13 protein-coding genes and 4 pseudogenes are annotated in these 20,425 nt (G+C 40.9%); 11 read left to right on the forward strand and 6 right to left on the reverse strand.

Features of this window, described 5'->3' with window-relative positions; all coding sequences use genetic code 11:
* The first annotated feature begins 99 nt into the window (after nt 1-99).
* From J4N46_RS04110 to J4N46_RS13045, 6 genes and pseudogenes are all read left to right on the forward strand, one after another.
* Complete coding sequence (locus J4N46_RS04110) at nt 100-681, forward strand: hypothetical protein (protein ID WP_208058253.1); 582 nt, start codon at nt 100-102, stop codon at nt 679-681.
* Between the two features lie 235 nt (nt 682-916).
* Nucleotides 917-1,117: pseudogene (locus tag J4N46_RS04115) on the forward strand (IS1595 family transposase); the annotation flags it as partial.
* A 211-nt stretch (nt 1,118-1,328) separates the two neighbouring features.
* On the forward strand, nt 1,329-4,241 hold the full coding sequence (locus tag J4N46_RS04120; protein ID WP_208058254.1) for a glycoside hydrolase family 3 N-terminal domain-containing protein: 2,913 nt from the start codon (nt 1,329-1,331) through the stop codon (nt 4,239-4,241).
* Between the two features lie 75 nt (nt 4,242-4,316).
* A complete protein-coding gene (gene murD / locus J4N46_RS04125; RefSeq protein WP_208058255.1) occupies nt 4,317-5,654 on the forward strand; it encodes a UDP-N-acetylmuramoyl-L-alanine--D-glutamate ligase in 1,338 nt (445 codons plus the stop codon).
* 32 nt (nt 5,655-5,686) lie between these two features.
* Nucleotides 5,687-6,943 (forward strand): FtsW/RodA/SpoVE family cell cycle protein, encoded by a 1,257-nt coding sequence (locus J4N46_RS04130; RefSeq protein ID WP_009416114.1) that lies wholly within the window; start codon nt 5,687-5,689, stop codon nt 6,941-6,943.
* 344 nt (nt 6,944-7,287) lie between these two features.
* A pseudogene (locus tag J4N46_RS13045) lies at nt 7,288-7,380 on the forward strand (IS1595 family transposase); the annotation flags it as partial.
* Between the two features lie 275 nt (nt 7,381-7,655).
* Here the strand turns inward: J4N46_RS13045 and J4N46_RS04140 are convergent.
* Entirely contained in the window at nt 7,656-8,765 is a 1,110-nt protein-coding gene (locus J4N46_RS04140; protein WP_208058256.1) for a hypothetical protein, read from the reverse strand.
* 101 nt (nt 8,766-8,866) lie between these two features.
* On the opposite strand from J4N46_RS04140, the pseudogene J4N46_RS04145 reads away from it, so the two are divergent.
* The 5 genes and pseudogenes from J4N46_RS04145 to J4N46_RS04165 form a co-directional block, all read left to right on the forward strand.
* Nucleotides 8,867-9,046, forward strand: a pseudogene (locus J4N46_RS04145) (IS1595 family transposase); the annotation flags it as partial.
* 167 nt (nt 9,047-9,213) lie between these two features.
* Complete coding sequence (locus J4N46_RS04150; protein ID WP_208058257.1) at nt 9,214-9,675, forward strand: hypothetical protein; 462 nt, start codon at nt 9,214-9,216, stop codon at nt 9,673-9,675.
* A 195-nt stretch (nt 9,676-9,870) separates the two neighbouring features.
* The gene (hemH, locus tag J4N46_RS04155) at nt 9,871-10,890 is read left to right on the forward strand and encodes a ferrochelatase (RefSeq protein ID WP_208058258.1); all 1,020 of its coding nucleotides are present in this window, start codon (nt 9,871-9,873) and stop codon (nt 10,888-10,890) included.
* A 36-nt stretch (nt 10,891-10,926) separates the two neighbouring features.
* On the forward strand, nt 10,927-11,469 hold the full coding sequence (locus J4N46_RS04160; protein ID WP_208058259.1) for a CopD family protein: 543 nt from the start codon (nt 10,927-10,929) through the stop codon (nt 11,467-11,469).
* Between the two features lie 18 nt (nt 11,470-11,487).
* A complete protein-coding gene (locus tag J4N46_RS04165) occupies nt 11,488-13,203 on the forward strand; it encodes a 1-deoxy-D-xylulose-5-phosphate synthase (protein ID WP_236013650.1) in 1,716 nt (571 codons plus the stop codon).
* On the opposite strand, the gene J4N46_RS04170 is transcribed toward J4N46_RS04165, so the two are convergent.
* The 5 genes and pseudogenes from J4N46_RS04170 to J4N46_RS04185 all read right to left on the reverse strand — a co-directional run bounded on the left by J4N46_RS04170 (nt 13,175) and on the right by J4N46_RS04185 (nt 20,416).
* Nucleotides 13,175-14,485, reverse strand: a complete 1,311-nt coding sequence (locus tag J4N46_RS04170) for a COG1361 family protein (RefSeq protein WP_208058260.1) — start codon at nt 14,483-14,485, stop codon at nt 13,175-13,177. The two genes, J4N46_RS04165 and J4N46_RS04170, sit on opposite strands and share 29 nt — an antisense overlap.
* Before the next feature lie 27 nt (nt 14,486-14,512).
* Nucleotides 14,513-15,313: a hypothetical protein gene (locus J4N46_RS04175; RefSeq protein ID WP_208058261.1), complete on the reverse strand. Its 801-nt coding sequence runs from the start codon at nt 15,311-15,313 to the stop codon at nt 14,513-14,515.
* Nucleotides 15,310-15,744 carry a c-type cytochrome gene (locus J4N46_RS12645; protein ID WP_236013691.1) on the reverse strand — a complete coding sequence of 145 codons (435 nt, stop codon included), beginning with the start codon at nt 15,742-15,744 and terminating at the stop codon, nt 15,310-15,312. The genes J4N46_RS04175 and J4N46_RS12645 overlap by 4 nt, the downstream gene beginning before the upstream one ends.
* Nucleotides 15,745-15,828: 84 nt before the next feature.
* Nucleotides 15,829-17,583, reverse strand: a pseudogene (locus tag J4N46_RS04180) (quinol:electron acceptor oxidoreductase subunit ActD); the annotation flags it as partial.
* 22 nt (nt 17,584-17,605) lie between these two features.
* Nucleotides 17,606-20,416 carry a 4Fe-4S dicluster domain-containing protein gene (locus tag J4N46_RS04185; protein WP_208058263.1) on the reverse strand — a complete coding sequence of 937 codons (2,811 nt, stop codon included), beginning with the start codon at nt 20,414-20,416 and terminating at the stop codon, nt 17,606-17,608.
* Between the last annotated feature and the right edge of the window lie 9 nt (nt 20,417-20,425).

Raw genomic sequence — 20,425 nt, forward strand, 5'->3', positions numbered from 1 at the left:
TTAATAAAAAGAATGCTTGAAAGAGAACCTATTTTCCAACCTCTGTTAATATGCCATTAACTTGATACCTCAATGGTAAAATTTAAAAGTAATAAAAAAATGAAAATACTATACATTTTATTAGCAGTAATATTCTTTTCCTGTAAAACAGAAAACAAGCAAAAAGTTGTTTATGCAGATGCTATTATAAAAACCAACGACACAGTTGTCATAGATTTTGAGGCATTTAATGAGGCAAAATTTATAGGAAAAACATATCAATATTTAGATGAGTTCAACGAATTTAAAGATTGTAGATATGGTGGCTTTGAGTTATTACCAGAATGTGGAGAAAAGAAAATAGATATAGTAAAGATATACCCCAATGGGAGTGAAAATCCGCAGCTCCTCCTATTGATTGAGAATGAGGAAAACGGGAAAAACAAGATTACAGATATTTTAAATCTATCGAAAGAAAACTTATTAAAAACTGGAGAGAATTTTGTCCTCATTTCGGATAGATATATAAATAGTGGAAAGACAATCAATAAACCTATTGCAGCCATCACAAGAATAGAATCTGAAAAAGAATATTTTACAGCTATACACAAAGTTTGGAGCGTAGACTGTAAGTCAGGTAAATTTGTAGAAATTTCCACAAAAAACATAAAGGTTGAAAATGAAGAATATTATGGCATTTAAAATTCATAATAAATATAAATATTTCATACATTTCTCTAAAAACCCTTACCTTTGCAAAACAAACAAGATAGAACAATGAACAATCTACTCACCCATTATCCTATAAATTGGATAGACGGAATGAAGCTAAGCAGCAGCCATTTTACTGCTGTGCGACAGCGTTAGAGATGCCATAGCCCTGCAAACCACAGACCTTAACTATGGCTGGTGATTCGGTAAAGATGCACGTGCTGATGGATCACTATTTCATAGACTAAAATTTGGGTTGCGTAAAGCATTTTTTATATGTTTTGAAATGACAACTACAACTAAAGGGTTATCAGCCTCACAAGTTGCTCGTCGTTATGATATTAGTCGACAAACAGCACATTATTTTATGAAAAAAGTCCGTGAAGCTATGAAATCCAGTGAATCGCACAAAATGAATGATAGCGTTTAGGTTGATGAATTTACCATAGGAGGAAAAGAGGAAGGAAAACAGTCAGTTCGTTTAGTGGGAGATAATGGGAAAGAGGCTTTTATAGAGCCTAAATTAATTGACATAGGGGAAGCTAATCAAAAATATGCACCACCTTTTGATAACTAAAATATAAGGCTAAAGGAAACATAATTATAAATATTTTGTACCTTTGCCGAAAATACTAACAATGAAACGTATATTATCACTTTTTTTAATTTTTGTAACTATAACTACTTGGGCTCAAAACCCTTTAACTGCCTCTAACGCTAAGGCTCAACAACAATGGGTAGAGGATACTTATGCCAAAATGACACTCGATGAGAAAATAGGTCAGCTGTTTATGGTATCGGTGTTTTCGAGTCATATAGGTACCAAGCGTGCTGACGAAATTACAGATTGGATAAAAAAATATCATATAGGAGGGATTATCTTCTCTAAAGGAGGTCCTAAACGTCAGGCTAAACTGACTAACAAATGGCAGCCACTGAGCAAAATACCAATGTTTATGGCTATGGATGCTGAATGGGGTTTGGCGATGCGCTTGGACTCTACTTACGCTTATCCGTGGAATATGACAATGGGTGCTGTAAAAGATAATGCGCTGATAGAATATGCGGGCAAACGAATAGGAGCACACTGCAAAGCTTTGGGGATGCAATTTAACTTTGCTCCTGATATAGATATCAATACCAATGCTCAAAACCCTATCATTGGCAATCGCTCATTTGGTGAGGACAAAGAAAACGTAGCCCAAAAGGGGCTTGCTTTTACGCGAGGTATGCAATCGGTGGGGGTGTTGGGCAGTGCAAAACACTTTCCTGGTCACGGTGATACGGCTAAGGATTCGCACAAAACGTTGCCTACTATCAACTTTACTGCGAATAGGCTAAATGAGGTGGAGCTTTATCCTTTTAGGATACTCTCTAAAGAGGTGGCGAGTGTGATGGTGGGGCATCTCAACGTTCCTTCGTTGGAGCCTAAACAGGGCTTGCCTTCATCGTTATCAAAAGCTATTATCACTGATTTACTAAAAACGAAGATGCACTACCAAGGGCTTATTTTTACCGATGCGCTTGGTATGAAAGGGGTATCGGAATACTTGCCTGTGGGCGAAGTGGAGGTAGAGGCGTTTTTGGCAGGAAATGATATACTGCTGATGCCGGCTAACTTGCCCAAGGGCTTTGAAGCAATGAAAAAGGCGTATGAAAAGAAACGCATTAGTGAAGAGCGATTGGCGCACTCGGTAAAAAAGATATTGGCGGCGAAATACAAAGTGGGGCTTACGAGTTTTAAGCCTATTGATGAGGCTACGCTAAAAGAACAATTGCATACTGAAGAAGATGATTTGCTAACAGAGGTGTTGTTTGAAAACGCTTTGACAGTGGCACAGAACAAAGATCGTATTTTGCCTATAAAAGATTTGGAAAAGCGCCGCATTGCTTATGTGAAATTTGGTAATGATAGTGGTTGGACTTTCTATACAACTTTGCGAAAATATGCAGATGTAACGCTTATAGAGCCTCAGAATGACCAACAGCTTTACAATGCAATAGCACCTTATGACACGGTTATTATTGGCTTGCACAAGCCAGACAAAACGCCTTGGGATGCTTATAAATTTACGGCAGATGAATTGCGTTGGTTAGAACAATTGGGCAAGAAAAAGAAGGTGATTTTGACTATATTTACCCGACCTTATGCGATGCTTGATGTGAAGCACATTGAGCAATTGGAAGGGATTGTATTTGCGTATCAGAATCACAAAGTGGCACAAGATAAGGCTGCCCAGCTTATTTTTGGAGCACTTGAAGGGAAAGGGGTATTGCCTGTAACGGCTCACCCTGATTTGCCTGTGGGTACGGGTATCAATACGCCTTTTATAGGGCGATTGGCTTATGGACTGCCAGAGAGTGTGGGGCTGAAAAGTAGTGAATTGGCAAGAATAGATACGATAGCAGCTGAAGCTATTAACGAAAAAATGGCGCCAGGGATGCAGATAGTGGTTGCTAAAAAAGGGAAAGTGGTGTATCAGAAGAATTTTGGTACTTTAGATTACGATACTGCTCACCCTGTGAAAGATTACACTATTTACGACTTGGCTTCGCTGACGAAAATATTGGCGACGCTGCCAGAGCTGATGCGCTTATACACTAAGGGGGATTTTAAGCCTACGGATAACTTTGAAAAGCTATTGCCACAGCTGAAAGAGACTAATAAGGGGGGTATGGTGATGAAGGATGTATTGTCGCACTACGCTCAGTTTCAGGCGTGGATTCCTTTTTTTAACCGTACTTTGACGGCAGAAAAGCGACCTTCGCCCGAGTATTACCGCACGGTGGCGAGTGATTCGTTTCCTACGCCCGTAGCTAAGGATATGTATTTGCGCGAGGGCTACACCGATACGATTTATAAACGTATAGACGAGAGCGAACTAAAAAAAGACCGCAAATACTTATACAGTGATTTACCTTATTATTACTTTAAGAAGTATATAGAAAAAAAAAACAAGAAACCTTTGGAAATTGCAGTGCAAGAGCACTTTTATAAGCAGCTGGGAGCGTATAAGTTAGGCTACTTGCCTTTGGAGCGTTTTTCAGTAGATAGTATTGCCCCTGCCGAGATAGAAAAAACATTTCGCTGCCAGAAGATACAAGGCTACGTGCACGACCAAGGCGCTGCTATGCTGGGAGGCGTAGGTGGACACGCGGGTTTGTTTGGTACGGCTAATGATGTTGCCAAGATGATGCAACTTTATTTGCAACAGGGCTATTACGGAGGTGATTGGCTTTTGCAACCACAAGCAGTACAGCTGTTTAACACTTGCCACTATTGCAATGAGGGCAACCGTCGAGGATTGGGTTTTGATAAGCCACAGTTGGGTAAAGCAGGTCCTACGTGTGGCTGTACGCCTATGGAGAGCTTTGGGCATTTGGGCTTTACGGGTACTTTTGCATGGGCAGACCCTGTAAATGAAATTGTGATAGTGTTGCTCTCTAATCGTACCTACCCAACGGCTGATAATAAGCTACTTATCAGTAGAAATATCAGGCAAAGAGTGCAAGGTGTGGTGTATAGCGCAATGACAAAAACTGAAAATTGAATTGTGAATAAAAAAAATTGCTTGTTTGAGAAATTATTTATACTTTTGCAGAATGAATGTAACTGCTGAAAACTAATGAAACGATTAGCTATATTAGGAGGTGGCGAGAGTGGCGTAGGTACCGCTATTCTTGCAAAACAAAAAGGGTGGGAGGTGTTTTTATCCGATAGAGGAAACCTAAAGGCTGAATACCGAAAACAACTTGATGATGAGGGGATTGCCTACGAAGAAGGAAAGCATACCGAAGATAAAATATTAGGGGCAGATTGTATAATGAAAAGCCCAGGGATACCTGATAAAGCACCTATAGTGGTGAAAGCTCGTGAGCGAGGTATTGCGGTGATTTCGGAAATAGAATTTGCAGCACAATATACTGACAAGCCGATTATTGCTATTACGGGTAGCAATGGCAAAACAACCACTACGATGCTTACCTATCACTTGCTGAAAGAAGCGGGCTTATCGGTAGGCTTGGGCGGTAATATAGGTTATAGTTTTGCCGAGCTGGTAGCACATAGCAATCCTGACTATTATGTATTGGAAATAAGTAGTTTTCAGTTAGACGGTATTGCGACCCATTTTGCGCCTCATATAGCAATGTTGCTGAATATTACGCCTGACCACTTAGACCGCTATAACTATCAGTTTGAGAACTATATAGCCTCTAAATTCAGGATAGCGATGAACCAAACGGCTAACGATTACCTAATATATGATGCAGATGATGAGGTGATTGCAGATTGGCTTCGCCATCATAAGGTAGCTGCAAAATTATTGCCCTTTACGGTGAAGAAAGAAGTAGCAGAAGGGGCTTACCTGAAAGATAATAAGATATATATGAAAATAGACGAAAAGACTACTGAAATAGAAGTAGATGAAATAAGCCTAAAAGGGATACACAATGTTAAAAATACTATGGCAGCGACCATAGCGGCGCGCTTATTGGCAGTGCGAGACCAATCGTTGCGCCAAAGTCTTAAGGGCTTTAAAGGAGCAGACCATCGCTTGGAGGAAGTGAAGGTAGTAGATGGGGTTACTTATGTGAATGACTCAAAAGCTACCAATGTAAATTCGGTATTTTTTGCACTCGATACAATAAAAACACCTATAGTGTGGATTGTAGGCGGACAAGATAAAGGAAACGACTACCAATCGCTGATGCCTTATGTACAGGAGAAAGTGAAAGCGATTGTGTGCTTGGGGGTAGATAATACGCCGCTGTTGCGCTCGTTTGCAAGTGTGATGCCTAATCTTGTAGAAACGCGCTCGATGGAAGAGGCAGTGCGCTTGGCTAAACATTTTGCTGCTTCGGGAGATACGGTGCTTCTATCGCCTGCTTGTGCAAGTTTCGATTTGTTTGACAACTATGAGCACAGAGGTAATATGTTTAAAGAGGCGGTAGCTAAGCTTTAAAAAATAGTTAGGCTTTATTCATCTAAAAAAATATGAAAGAATTTCTTGATAAGTATCTCAGGGGTGATCGCTACCTTTGGGGTATAACATTGTTCTTTACACTCTTCTCGCTGGTGGTTGTGTTTAGCGCAGTTACCAATTTGCGCGATAATAGTACCCCCACACAATACCTTTGGCGACATCTTGGGTTTATTGTTACGGGGCTTGCAGTAATGTGGGTAGCTCACGCCTTTGCTTATAGGTATCACGCTTTGTTTTTTGCTGTAGCCGTATGGATAACAATCTTCTTACTTTTTTATGCGGCTTTTTTTACTACCGGAAGTGCTGAAAATACGATGGAAGCCCTCAATGAAAGGGTTACTAATGATAGGCGCTGGGTGCGATTATTCAATACTTTTACAATACAACCTGCCTTATTTGCGTGGATAGCTTTTGTGGGCTATGCGGCTCACTTCTTTGCTATTAACTACCAAAAGAAGATTACGCGCAAGCGAATGATGTTCTTTTCACTTTACTTTTTTCTAATTGTGATGCTGGTGGTTCTAGCAAACTTTTCGACTGCATTTTTGATTTTTTCTTCGGTAGTGCTGTTGGCATTCTTGGCTTACTTTCCTATGCGTTATATATTTTGGGCAGTAGGAGCTATTATTGCTGCCTTTGCTCTTTTTGTGCTAATAGCCAAAGCAGCTCCCGACTTGTTTCCCAACCGTGTGGATACTTGGGCGAAGCGTATAGAAAATTATGTAGCAATCATAAAACCTGATATGCTTACGGAAGAACAAAGGGAAAAAGTGGATGACTACCAAGTGGAACGTTCCAAAATGGCAATAGCTAAAGGGTACTGGCTGGGGCAGGGTCCTGGGGAAAGCACAATGAAAAACTTCTTACCACAAAGTTCTTCCGACTTTATTTATGCAATTCTTACTGAAGAATACGGAATGGTAGGTGCGCTGTTCCTGATGGGCTTATATGTGCTATTGTGTTATCGTATTTTTTTGATAGCTAAAAATGCAAATAGTTTTTTTGGGAAGCTACTGGTGCTGGGCTTTGGAGCTGTGATAATGCTACAAGCGGTGGTAAATATGGCAGTAGCCGTGGCGTTTATCCCTGTTACGGGGCAGAACTTGCCTTTTATTAGCAATGGGGGTACTTCACTCATTACTACTTATTTTATGATGGGGTGTATCCTATCGGTAAGCGCACAACCCCGCAAAGGTGAGGAGATGGCAAAAGATATGACCATTGTAGAAACTTTTGAAGATATGCAAAAGCAATACGACAAATTGTAGCGGTAGTAAATTGTAAATCAGGGGTTAAAAATAAATAATTGAGGTGTTTAAATAATTTCATATATCTGCGCTCTGAAAATTAATGTATTATGGAATTATTTAAGGGACAAAGCCTCTTAGAGTTTACTGAACGCTTTAAAACAGACTTAGATTGAGGGTGTCCAAAAAGTTTTATTTTAGCTTAAAACAAGCTTATTAATGAACAGAATATTTTTGTAACTAATTGATTATTAACATCCCTCCTTCCCCCCTTTTGAAGGGGGGAGATGCCGAATAGTACTATTAAAGACTTTTTGGACAGCTTCTTCCATAAAATGGGAAAAAGGGTATTGTTGCCGTAAAGTTATGAAATTAGTCGTCAGACTGCACATTATTTTATGCAAAAAGTCCGTGAAGCTATGAAATCCAGTGAATCGCACAAAATGAATGATAGCGTTTAGGTTGATGAATTTACCATAGGAGGAAAAGAGGAATACAGTTTTAGAATTAATCGTTCACAAAATAAAGATACTATCTTTAACAAATTAATGAAAAGAATTGTAGAGCGTTCTCCCGTTTCCCAAAGTCAATTAGTATGTAGCTAAATAGACGCCTCAATTCTTTTTTTTCTTCCTCTTGTGAAGGATTTACCTCTATTTTTTCCATTTTATACGCCGTGATTAGGAAAAATACACTTATTATATATAATACGTATTTCATTATATGGTACATTTTAGTGTCTATTATCTATTAATACTTCAATGATAGGTTCTTTATTGCTTACAAATTCAATAATATCTCTCCCAAAGGCAGGACTAAAGAAACCATATAATACCATAGGTTTCCCCTTTAATATTTCTCCTGCCCATTGGTGAAAATAATAGTCTACATCTTCTACACCTTCTGCATTTAGAGGGAAAAGTTCTTCTTCAAATTCATAGTAAGTATATGCTTTTTCAAAAATAATCTTTTTCTTTTGAATGTCTTCAATAATAACATAATAAGCAGTAATTTCCATCTCTTTTTTAAAGGTCTGTACATAAAAATTATAGTTTCCCTTGGAGAAGGAATAGGCTTTTGAGAAAGGAAAACAGTCTGTACGAACTGCCAGCAAGTTAGGATTTATTTTATAAGGAAACTTACTCTGGGGGATTTCTTTCCATTTTATTTCAAATTTCTTCCCTACTTGGAAAGGGTTTTCCTGCCCTACAAAAGTATAATTAAATCCATTAGACCCTTTATAGGATTTATCTTGATTATCTACAATTAACCCATATTCAAAACTATCTACTTGTTCATCTCCTTCGTTGTAAGCATTAACATAGGCTTTTGCTTTCATATTTTTTACTGGGAATCTCATAATAGAGTCAGTATCTATTTGATAAATAAAAATACTATCCGTTTCTTTGATACCAGCCTTTTTTAAAATAAAATCTCTTCTCTTACTATCAAGAGGGAAGCTATTTTTTTTCTTTTCGCTTGCCGTAATAAATGAATCAGGCAAACCATCTCCTTCAAAGACACTCTCCGATAGGTTAAGAAAAAATCCAGATGTTCTATACATTTTCATATTAGAGATTTTCGGGTTAATTATTGAAAGAGAGTCATATACAGTACATAGAATTTTACCATTTTTGGTATTATTAATTCTTGTAGCAGTGATGGTATCATTATAATTTTTATATGTATCCTCTGAATTTTCTTGTTGATTATCTTTTTCATTTGAATAGTGTATATTCTCATTACCATCTTCGTCATTATCTATTTTACTTGGATCTTTCTTTGATAGTTCACAAGAGAATAAAAATAGAATTACCATTAATAATGTAAATGAATATTTCATAAATAAAATGGAATTAGTATAAAATTGACCTGCAAAGATAAATATATTTTTTGAGGTATCAAAATAATTTCATACATTTACACTCTGAAAATTAATGTATTATGGAATTATTTAAAGGACAAAGCCTCTTAGAGTTTACTGAACGCTTTAAAACAGACTTAGATTGCGAAGAATATCTAGCTTCTTTAAAGTGGGAAAAAGGGTATTGTTGCCGTAAATGTGGACATACAAAATACCAAGTCAGAAAAGATTTTTCACGTACTTGTAATATCTGTGGAGATATTGTAGAACGTTCTCCCGTTTCCCAAAGTCAATTAGTATGTAGCTAAATAGACGTCTCAATTTTTTTATTTGATGGTCATTTGATAGAAAAGCCCTTTTAAAAATTAAATCACTGATAATCAATTAGTTTTTATTTGATGGTTATTTGATAGAAATGTAAAAATATATGAAACTAACATTTATCTTTACTCTTGCTTGTATTGTTAATACCTTTGCTCAACTCTCACCACAAGCCTTAGACTCCTTACAGCAAGTGAGATATATCAAAGCAAAGTACGTATTGCACGCCGACCAAAACATCTCTTTAGCCCCAAGCAGACTCTATACGTTAAAAGGTGAAAAATATTATGGCGAATATGTAACCAAATACGACCACCAAGGCAGCGCTCTTGAGTTTTACAACGCAGGTTCAGAAGGTTATATCCTTTACAAACGCTACAGCACCTATGGCAAAGACCTGCCTTTTGAAGCCGATATGTACGAATTCCATATCAAAATAGACAAAAAGCACGGCACTATCATCGACAATGGGGAAACAAGGCGCAATTTTCACTTCATCAAAGGCGAAAAGAAAATAAAAGTCCCCACCAACTCCCAAGGTCGCTTTATCATTTATGAGTATTTATAGAAATTATTTCTTATCTTTGTACGCTGGATAAGAGGAATTAAAAGATTGGAACGTTCTCCCGTTTTCCAAAGTCAATTAGTATGTAGCTAAATAGACACCTCAATTAAAATAATTACTACATTAGTTTTTTTTATATAAATAGTATTGGCAATAGTGGGAAAAAGTAGTATCTTTGCCCGCTATTAATAAAAAGAAATGCCAAAAAGAGGAGTACTGTTGGTGAATTTGGGTTCGCCCGATTCATACGAAATAAAAGATATAAAGCGCTATCTGAAAGAGTTTTTGATGGATGAACGAGTGATAGATTATCCGTATTGGTTGCGCTACTTAATTGTATGTGGGATTATATTGCGTGTACGTCCGCCAAAGACGAGTCGTGCCTACCAAAAAATATGGTGGGAAGGAGGTTCGCCGCTGATTGTTATTACAGAGCGTTTTACGCAAAAGCTACAATCATTGCTTTCAGAACCTGTAGCGATGGCGATGCGTTACGGAAATCCTTCAATTACCTACGGGCTGGAACAGCTTGAGAAACAGGGGGTAGAGGAGGTGCTTTTAGTACCATTATACCCACAATATGCAATGGCTACTACTGAAACGATTGAGGTACTTGCTGAAAAATTGGTAGCCAAACGCTTTAAAGGAATGAAACTGACAAAAATGCCTCCTTTTTTTGGTAAGCCACAATACATAGCGGCACTTGCCGATGTGGTACAGAAGCATACGGCTCATTATCAGTATGACCATTTGTTGTTTTCGTATCACGGGGTGCCAGAGCGGCATCTGTATAAAACAACGCCTACAAAGGCTCATAAACATATTACTGAAAATACCGATTGTTGCGACCCTTATACTGCTGAAGGGGCACATTGCTACCGCAGCCAATGTTTTGAAACAACCCGTTTGCTAGTAGCCGAATTGGGATTGCCTTCAGATAAATATTCGATATCATTTCAATCGCGATTGGGGTACGATAAATGGTTACAACCTTTTACCGATAGTACAGTTGCAGCACTTGCACAACAAGGGGTGAAGAAATTGGCAGTGATTACTCCTGCTTTTGTATCGGATTGTGTAGAAACGCTTGAAGAGATACAAATAGAAGGTAAAAAAGTATTTACGGCTAACGGAGGAGAGGAATTTGTGATGATACCTTGCCTGAACGATAGCGACTTATGGGTGCAGGCTATGGCACAAATGATTGATGAGTTGTAAAAGAAAATATTTCTAACGAACTAAAAACTAAGAACTATGCTGGACTTTGGGATTGCTAAATCGATACACATTATTTTTGTAGTGAGCTATTTTGCGGGGCTTTTTTATATGGTGAGGCTTTTTATCTATCATACTGAGGCGTTAGAAAAAGACGAACCCGAACGCTCTATTCTTCACAAGCAATTTAGCTTTATGGAAGAACGTTTATGGAACATTATTACAGTGCCTGCACTTGTACTGATGACGGTATCGGGTATTTATATGTTCTACACTATGGATTGGGCTTACTTCACTCAGGGCTGGATGCACGTGAAGTTGCTGTTTGTATTCTTCTTATATATCTATCATTATTATTCTTGGAAACTGATGCGTACCTTGCAAGGGGGTAAAACGGTACTTACATCGGTGAAGCTTCGTATGCTAAACGAGGTGGCAACGCTTATTCTTTTTGCGGTAGTATTTGCGGTAGTGCTTAAAAATCAGTTTGTTGATTTTTGGTATATAGCTCTTACAGCATTTATAGCTATGGGAGCTTTGATAATGCTAATCGTAAAATTGGTGAATGCAGGAAAACGATAACACCTAAACAATCTGCTGATGATAGAGTTGCTTAGAAAAACACCAGTTGAAGAACTACCTGCTATCGCAGCACAAATACGCAAACGTATTATAGAAGTAGTAGCGATGCGGGGGGGACACTTAGGCGCAAGCTTGGGGGTAGTGGATCTTACCATTGCGCTGCATTACGTGTTTAATACTCCTGATGATGTGTTGGTGTGGGATGTAGGTCACCAATGTTATGCACATAAAATACTCACGGGTAGGGCAGAGGCTTTTGACGAACTACGTGCAATAGGGGGTATTAGTGGTTTTCCTAAACGCGATGAGAGTGTGTATGATGCTTTTGGTACGGGACATTCTTCTACTTCGCTTTCGGCAGTATTAGCAATGGCAATGGCTTCGGCATTAGAAGGGAACACTACAAGGCAACATATAGCTGTTATAGGTGATGCTTCAATAGTTAGCGGAATGGCATTTGAGGCGCTAAATCACGCAGGTACTACCACTGCTAATATGCTTATTGTACTGAACGATAACCAAATGGCTATAGACCCTACAGTGGGGGCACTACACTACTATTTGCAACGACTACAGCATCATAATAAAGATACTTTTTTTACGGACTTAAATATTCGCTATAAAGGGGTAGTGGATGGACACGACCTGAAGGCGCTCGTTGAGACTCTGGAGGCAGAGAAAAACGAAACGGGGGTGCGCTTGCTGCATATACGTACTACCAAGGGCAAGGGTTTCAGAAAGGCTGAAGATGAGCAGGTAACTTTTCACGCTCCTCCTCAGTTTGACAAAATAACGGGTGAGGCTTTGCCTAATAATACGCAATTACCTGCTAAATACCAAGAGGTTGTGGGGGAAACGCTGTTGCAATTGGCTACTGAAAATCCTAAGATTGTGGCTATTACTCCTGCAATGAGCAGTGGTAGTGGCTTGCACAATATGCAACTGGTTTTTCCTGATAGGGTGTTTGACGTAGGCATTGCCGAACAGCACGCTGTTACTTTTGCGGCAGGCTGGGCAGCTCGTGGTTTTGTACCTTATTGTGTGATTTACGCTACATTCTTACAGCGTGCTTACGACCAGCTTATACACGATGTTGCCTTACAACAACTGCCTGTAGTGTTTTGTATAGACCGTGCCGGCTTGGTAGGCGATGACGGGGCTACCCATCACGGGGTGTTTGATATAGCTTCCTTGCGACCTATTCCTAATTTGATAATTGCAGCTCCGCGCAATGCTATTCAGTTACGCAACTTGCTATATACCGCTCAGCTACCCTTGCAGCAGCCTATAGCGATACGCTATCCTCGTGGCAGATGTAATGATACTAATTGGAAAGACCAGCCTTTTGAGGCTATTGCTATAGGCAAAGGGGAACAAATAAAAAAAGGCACCGAAATAGCAATAATTACTATTGGTGCCCTTACTGATACGGTACTAAAATGTATAGAAGCTACTAAAAATCCTTTGCGTTATGCTTTGTATGATGCTCGCTTTGTAAAGCCGCTTGACGAGGAACTACTACACAATATATTCTCTTGCTACCAGCGAGTTATATCGGTAGAAGAAGGGGTAGGCAAAGGAGGTTTTGGCAGTGCTTTAGCTGAGTTTGCTTGTGCTAATGGCTATACTACTCCTTTAGAAATTGTAGCTCTTCCCGATACGTTTATCGGTGTTTCTTCATCAGATTATATGAGTAACCTTATTCTTAGTCATCTTCGTGATCCTCTATTCTAATGTTGAAACTGTCATTCCAACTATTGCCGTAATCATCAACGATAGCAATATTGATAGGAATTGTGGCACCAGCAGGAGCATTAGCATCTACCGTGAAATTTAATACAGCTCTGTAAGTCTTCGGAAGTCCTTCTTGCCAAGCAGTAGTATGAGCGCGTATGATGTCGTACGAAATAGCGGGCGTACTATTATAGTCTATTACATAAGGACTATTGGTAGTGAAAGTAGCCTTTACCTTGCGTGCTTCACTACTGCCTATATTTTTGAGGGCTACATTCACTTTTGCCTTCTTGCCTCGTAATACCTTACCATCGGGGGTTTCAATGTCTTTTATTACATAATATTCGGCAAAAGCTATATGCGCAGCGGTAGCTTTTACCACTACTTGAAAGTCAGCCTGCCATTGGTTGTTGAAGGCATCGGTAATGGCTATCTGTATGGGAATTACAGTGTTATTGGGTGTATCGCGTTTCACTTCAAACGACAATACGTAATCACTTTCTTTGCTGAGTTTGTACTTATAAGCACTGCTGTTGCCTGCAATGTTGCGGTAGGAGGCTTCAGGAGCATTTACGTTGATTACGTATGCACTATTGATAGTAAAGGTAGCTTTTACATCTTGAGCAGTACTACTACCGCTATTTTTGAGGGCTACATTCAGCTTGATGCGTTCTCCTTTATTCACTTCTTTGTCGTTGTTGTCGTCTTCTTTTATATAGTATTCGTGAAAACCTATAGTAGCATCAAGAGCTTCAACAGTAACTGTGAAAGTAGCTTGCCAACTATCGTTGCCGTTAGTCATCAATACATTTACGGGTATGAGCGTACCTGCAGGCGTAGTATTGCTCACCGTAAAACCAACGGCATAGTCGCTGTCTTTTTCTCCCTGACCCTTATAGGCAGTCATACCTATAGGCATAGTGCCGTAAAGAACGGGAGTGGTAGGGTGAAAATCAATTACATAAGCACTATTGGTGCTAAAAGTAGCTTTTACATCGGTAGCAGTAGCGGTACCTGTGTTTTTGAGCGCTACGTTTAGGCGTACTTTTTCTCCTTTGCTGATGTGCTTATCGTTATTGCTGTCGGCATATAAGTACACATCTTGTAGTACAATAGTAGCTTTACCCTCCTCTTTAGGTTTAGGCTCAGGTTGTGGTACGGGTTGTTCGGGAGTAGGTGCTGGAGGAGTAGGGGAGGGGGTAGGCTTTTGCGGTTGTTCTTTTTCTTTGCAAGCAATACAGATAAAACTTGCGAGTAAGCTAATAAGTAAGTATTTTTTCATATTGAATAGTATTTAAAGGGTTAACAATCAAGATAGTAAGACTGCTATGTTGAGGTATTGTCCTAATAAAACCGATACGGCTACGGCTATCAGCCATTTAGGGTTACGCTTGTTGTGGGCACTCATCAATCCTACGAAAGGCACTACAAAAGTCAATGCCAACATTAGCAATACTGTTGGAGCATAGCCATTAGTCCACCATCGTTGGTAGTAGGCAGTTTCTTCAGGAATATTAGTGTACCATATCAGCATATATTGCGAAAACCACAAGTATGCCCATACAAAAGCAAAAGCAAAGAGGTATTTACCTAAATCGTGCCAGTGTTGCGGTTTTACTTCGGGCAAATATCCCTTTCGCTGTGCATATACAGCCGCAACAATAAGCAAGGCAACCCCCGAAAGAAGAAAACTACTAAATACATACCAGCCCAACAAGCTACTATACCAATGCACTGCAGGAGGCACCAACCAGTCGTAGGCTATAGGGGTAATGCTAATAAAGCTAAATATCAGCAATAGTATCTCATATCGTTTTGATTTCTGAAACAAAGCGTATCTATATAAAGCATAGCCTGCCATATATAGCAACGAGCGCCCCAATAGCCATAAAGGTTGAGAATAGCCACTATCGGCTTGCAAGGTTATGAAAGCAAGTACCCCCCATAGCGTAGCCATACACATCCACAACGGAGCCGTAAGCACACGTGTTAGTGGGTATAAAGGGGCAAACCATTCGGCATTGCAAACTCTGTTGATAGCTCCAAACACCAACAACCCTACTAATGTAAGGCTACAAAATACCGTTGTTATGTACAGATAACTTATCATTGTGGGGCAGCTATTTGTTCTACATATAATGTTACTTGCCAGCGTTCTTTTTCGGTAAGCTGGGTAGCGAAGTCGTTCATTGCATTTCTTCCGTAGTAGATAACGTGATAGATACTTCCAGCGGTAATATCAATATTTTTATAGTTGGGTACTCCAAATATTTTTCCTCGTTCTATCAATATCCCTTTTCCGTCTCCCTTTTCGCCGTGGCATAGCGCACAATAGATGTCGTATAGCACTTTGCCCTGTGTAAGGTGTTGGCTGCGCTGTAGGCTATCGGCTGCCAAAGGATTTTGTAGCTGTTTTTTAGCCTGCTCGTAGCCTTCTAAAGTGTTGGGGTAGGGGTAAGGAAGGTCGCCGCGTTTTATTGTATTGGCAGGAGGTGCTAAAGGGGGAAGTTCGTAAGCCTCGTAGGCAGCACTTTCGTACATATCGGGGGCAAATGTAGCTGTAGGAAGCTCATTGTTCCTGCACGAAGCCAATAGCAACAAGCCTACTAAAGGCAGCACCCGCGTGATAACAAATTTATTATCAGTACTTTTTCTGATAGGATTAGTAGCTTTTTGAAATGGGAATAACCTACTTCGCCATAAGAAACTAAGTACTAATAAATGAGCTGAAAAATACACTATAAATTCAAAAATAATAGGTACGAACGAAGGTAAGTTCTGCCAAAAAGTTTCGTTAGGTTTGCCGCCAAAGTTTTGAGGCCAGCTCTCTATCATAGTATAGTAACACAGCCAGCTGCCAAAGAGCAAGCCCAAGCAACCATATACAAAAGTAGCCTTGCCCAATCTACTCTCTTTTATTCCTAACGCCTTATCCAACCCTTCTACAGCAAAAGGCGTATATACTTCTTTTATAGCAACTTTCTCTTTTTTTAATTGACTTACTGTCAATAGCAATTCTTCTGCTGTTGCACATTCTATCGTCTCGCTATTGGTGTTGCTTGCTGCTTCTTTATCTCCAATTACGGGTGTTACAGCTTTTATTTCCCATTGAGCTATCATCGGGAAAGTACGTGCGTATAACAAGAAAAGAGCTAAAAAGAGTCCCAAAGTACCTATAAATATGCCAATATCAATGTACGAAGGACTAAAAAGTGTCCAAGATGAGGGTAAATAATCCTTGTGCAACGAACCTACTATGATTACAAAACGCTCAAACCACATTCCCACACACACTACAATAGCTATAAATACAGAAAAAGCAATACTTTGGCGCAGTTTTTTCAGCCATAATAGTTGTGGTAAACACACATTACAAACCACCATCAACCAAAAAGCCCAAGCATAAGCCCCTGTAGCGCGGTTGCTGAATACGAATAACTCGTGAGGGTTGCCCGATAGCAGCGCCACAAATAATTCGGTGAGATAAGCTACAGCCACAAGGCTCCCCGTTACTAATATGATACTATTGATAAGGTTAATGTGTTGTAGTGTAATATATTGTTGCAATTTGCATACTTTTCGTAAGATAATCAGTAGCAGGCTCACCATTGCAAAGCCCGAAAAGATAGCACCAGCCACAAAGTAAGGCGGGAAGATAGTAGTGTGCCAACCCGGTATTACCGAAGTAGCAAAATCAAAAGACACGATGGTGTGTACCGAAATTACTAAAGGCGTAGCAATGCCCGCAAGCAGTAGCATCACTAGCTCCAAGCGTTGCCAGTCTTTGGCTCGCCCGCTCCATCCAAAGCTCAAGATGCCGTAAATATGCCGTTGCAAAGGTTTTACAGCTCGGTCGCGCAGCATAGCAAAGTCGGGGAGTAACCCTACCCACCAAAATACCAACGATACCGAAAAGTAAGTAGCTATGGCAAAAACGTCCCATAGCAGGGGTGAGTTCATATTATCCCACAACGACCCATATTGGTTGGGCACAGGCAGCATAAAGTGCAACAGCCAAGGTCTGCCCATATGCAGTATGGGGTAAATACCCGCTTGTATTACTGCAAATATAGTCATGGCTTCTGCCGAGCGGTTGATGGCTACGCGCCATCGTTGTCTGAAAAGCAGTAATATAGCCGAAATAAATGTTCCTGCGTGTCCTATGCCTATCCACCATACAAAGTTTGTGATATCCCACGCCCATTGCACCGTGTTGTTCAGCCCCCACACACCTATCCCTTGGCTTACGGTCAACCACATACACCAGCCTCCCCAAGCAGCAGCACTACAAGCTATTGCAAAGGCAAGCCACCAACCTTTAGTAGCTTTGCGCTCTATAGGGCGTGCTATATCATTGCTGATGTTGTGATAGGTATTCATTTATTATAGATATTCAAAGTTATTAATTCACCACCAATGTTTGGTACACCACATTAGGGTCTGTTCCTATTTCTGCCAATAATTGGTACATACGGTCGCTGGCTGTTGCGGCAGCAATATCGCTTTCGGGGTCGTTGGCATCGCCAAATACCATTGCGCCACTATTGCAGGCAGCGGCGCAAGCCACTACATTCTTAAAGCCGTCTTTGCCTATAGCCTTGCCTTCTTTTTTAGCCTTGAGTATCACCTCTTGGGTGCGTTGTATGCACAGCGAACATTTCTCCATTACCCCACGCGAACGCACGGTTACATCGGGGTTCAGTACCATACGCCCTATATCGTTGTTCATATGGTAGTTGAAAGCATCGTTTTGGCTATAGTCAAACCAGTTGAAACGCCTCACTTTATACGGGCAGTTGTTCGCACAATAGCGCGTACCCACACAGCGGCTATACGCCATCTGGTTTTGCCCTTGGGCACCGTGCATTGTTGCCCCTACAGGACATACATTTTCGCAAGGTGCATTTTCGCAATGCTGACAGAGCATTGGCTGGAACCCTACATTCTCGCCCTCAGCTTCATAGCGGTCTATGCGCAGCCAATGCATATCGCGTTGTTTGGCTACTTCTTCTTTGCCCACTACGGGGATATTGTTTTCAGCATTACAAGCAATCACACAAGCAGCACAACCTGTGCAAGCATTCAGGTCTATAGATAGCTTGAAATGATGTGGCGAAGGTGTTTTTTTTGTGTTGGGAGCTATTTTGGGGCGAGGATTCCACTGCTCGGCAGGCGAGTTGAGAAAATCATTTAACGAAACACGCCTCAGTAGGTCAGTTTTGCCTGCCAAGTCTTTTTGTACTTGCACGCAGGCAAAAGTGTGGGTACCTTCAGCCTTTTTTATCGTTACCCGTAGTACCTGATCTTCTGCCTCGTAAAAAGGATAACCATTCACGCCCACTTGCAGTTCGGCAGGCAAGCCTATGTTACGCCCGTAGCCCAAAGCCATAGCAGCACTGCCTGCGGCTTGTCCTTGTTGTATAAGTACAGGTACTTCAACGCTGATGTCTTTAGGGTTAGTAATACACACCTTGTCCGCCATTAAAGCACCATTGCTGTCTTGCCAATTACGCACCCCTAAGCGCTGCGCATCAGAGGGCGAAAGGCTGAGGTAGTTATCCCAGCTAATGCGACTGATAGGGTCGGGAAGCTCTTGCAGCCAAGGGTTGCTCGCTTGCTGCCCATCGCCCATTGCTACCGATGAATATAGTGTAAGTTCTACCTTATGAGCAGGTATTTCAGTATTTACAAAAGTAAGCCCCAATAGGGGAGTCGCAACTCCCTCTTCTTCCACCCATTGGCGAGGTTTCAGTGCTGCGGTAGCCGCTTCTTGCACATAAGTGCCATTTTGCAAAGCCTCTTCCCAGCGTTTGCCTTTTAGTAGGTTATTTTCCCAATAGGCTTTTATATAATCGTAATAGGTTTGCGCACTGCCCATCCATTGCAACATACAGTCCTGCCATTGGCGCGTACCAAAAAGCGGACGTATCACAGGCTGCATCAGTCCGTAATGATGTTTTTTAAAGACAACATCACCCCACGATTCTAAATAGTGTGAGGTAGGAACAAAATATTTCGTTAGTACGCTTGTTTCATTAGGTTTTAAGCCGAAAGTAGCCGTAAAAGGTACCTCTTGTAGCTCGTTGGCAAACCGCTTACCCATAGAAGAACTAAAAATAGGATTTAGCTCGTTGATAAGTAGCACCCCCACCTTGTTGTCGCGCATCAGGTAAGTGAGCTCGTATAGGGCTTGGGGGTTACCTTGCTTTGTCAGTACGGGGGTAGCTGTGCTATAAGCTTCGCTGCGCAATTGTTCATTGATACAATAGGTGATATAATGTGCCTGCCACGAAGACATTCCTGTAACCACTACCGCTTGGCTGCCAGCTTGTTTCAGCTCCTGTGCCAGCTGTTGCATACGGCGGTCTATAGTTGCCGATAGCTTGTATTCGGTATCAACGTTTTCGCCCGTAAGGTAGCTGTAAAGTTTAGCTAAGGCTATGTATTGCGAGCTGGGGGCAAGGGCAATGCGTTCATCAGCTTTGGCTCCCGTGATAGTCATAGCCGCTTCTATTTGAATATGGCGCGACATCCCATTTTCTTTATTCGGGATACGTCCTTGCGCATAACCTGCTTCATAGCCCCCTGCGTACCAGTCGCCCAAAAAGTCGGCTGCAAATGAAACGATAAGCGAGGCTTTGCCAAAATTGTAGTCAGGCAAAGCGCGCTCACCATAAAGTTTTTCAAAAGCATCTAGAGCGTGATGTTCAGTAACAGCATCATACTCTATAAGTCTAAAAGTAGGATATTTTTCTTTAAAGGCAGCCAGCAGAGCGTAGGCTGATGGGCTTGCCAAAGTGTGGCTCAATAGCACAATCTCTTTGCCCTCTTCTTTGGCTTTGTTTAGGGCAGCTATGGTTTCTTGGTTTAGCTTATCCCATTGGGCAGGTTCGCTGTTAGGGTGCTTCCTGCCCTCGTCATACAAGCCCAACACCGAAGCCAATACCCGCGCATTGGTTCCCTTGCCTGCTAAGGCTTCGGGGTTGTTCCCTACAAAAATAGGTCTGCCTTCACGCGTCTTTACCAATACGCTGGCAAAGTCCTGTCCGTTAGCTATACAAGTAGCGTAATAGCTCGCTTCACCAGGTACGATAGTTTCTGGTTGAATAAGGTAAGGGATAGTTTTATGCACAACCCCTTCACAGCTCGCCAATGCCGCAGCTGCAGTACCAAAACCTAAGTATTTCAAGAAATCACGCCTTGTGGTAGCCATTTTGTTGTA

Source organism: Capnocytophaga bilenii (assembly GCF_017565765.1).
Taxonomy (GTDB): domain Bacteria; phylum Bacteroidota; class Bacteroidia; order Flavobacteriales; family Flavobacteriaceae; genus Capnocytophaga; species Capnocytophaga bilenii.

Bases quoted from the DNA above. Each gene is read 5' to 3' on its own strand.
- J4N46_RS04110 (WP_208058253.1), top strand. From the start codon at position 100: ATGAAAATACTATACATTTTATTAGCAGTAATATTCTTTTCCTGTAAA.
- J4N46_RS04120 (WP_208058254.1), top strand. From the start codon at position 1,329: ATGAAACGTATATTATCACTTTTTTTAATTTTTGTAACTATAACTACT.
- murD (WP_208058255.1), top strand. From the start codon at position 4,317: ATGAAACGATTAGCTATATTAGGAGGTGGCGAGAGTGGCGTAGGTACC.
- J4N46_RS04130 (WP_009416114.1), top strand. From the start codon at position 5,687: ATGAAAGAATTTCTTGATAAGTATCTCAGGGGTGATCGCTACCTTTGG.
- J4N46_RS04140 (WP_208058256.1), bottom strand. From the start codon at position 8,765: ATGAAATATTCATTTACATTATTAATGGTAATTCTATTTTTATTCTCT.
- J4N46_RS04150 (WP_208058257.1), top strand. From the start codon at position 9,214: ATGAAACTAACATTTATCTTTACTCTTGCTTGTATTGTTAATACCTTT.
- hemH (WP_208058258.1), top strand. From the start codon at position 9,871: ATGCCAAAAAGAGGAGTACTGTTGGTGAATTTGGGTTCGCCCGATTCA.
- J4N46_RS04160 (WP_208058259.1), top strand. From the start codon at position 10,927: ATGCTGGACTTTGGGATTGCTAAATCGATACACATTATTTTTGTAGTG.
- J4N46_RS04165 (WP_236013650.1), top strand. From the start codon at position 11,488: ATGATAGAGTTGCTTAGAAAAACACCAGTTGAAGAACTACCTGCTATC.
- J4N46_RS04170 (WP_208058260.1), bottom strand. From the start codon at position 14,485: ATGAAAAAATACTTACTTATTAGCTTACTCGCAAGTTTTATCTGTATT.
- J4N46_RS04175 (WP_208058261.1), bottom strand. From the start codon at position 15,313: ATGATAAGTTATCTGTACATAACAACGGTATTTTGTAGCCTTACATTA.
- J4N46_RS12645 (WP_236013691.1), bottom strand. From the start codon at position 15,744: ATGTACGAAAGTGCTGCCTACGAGGCTTACGAACTTCCCCCTTTAGCA.
- J4N46_RS04185 (WP_208058263.1), bottom strand. From the start codon at position 20,416: ATGGCTACCACAAGGCGTGATTTCTTGAAATACTTAGGTTTTGGTACT.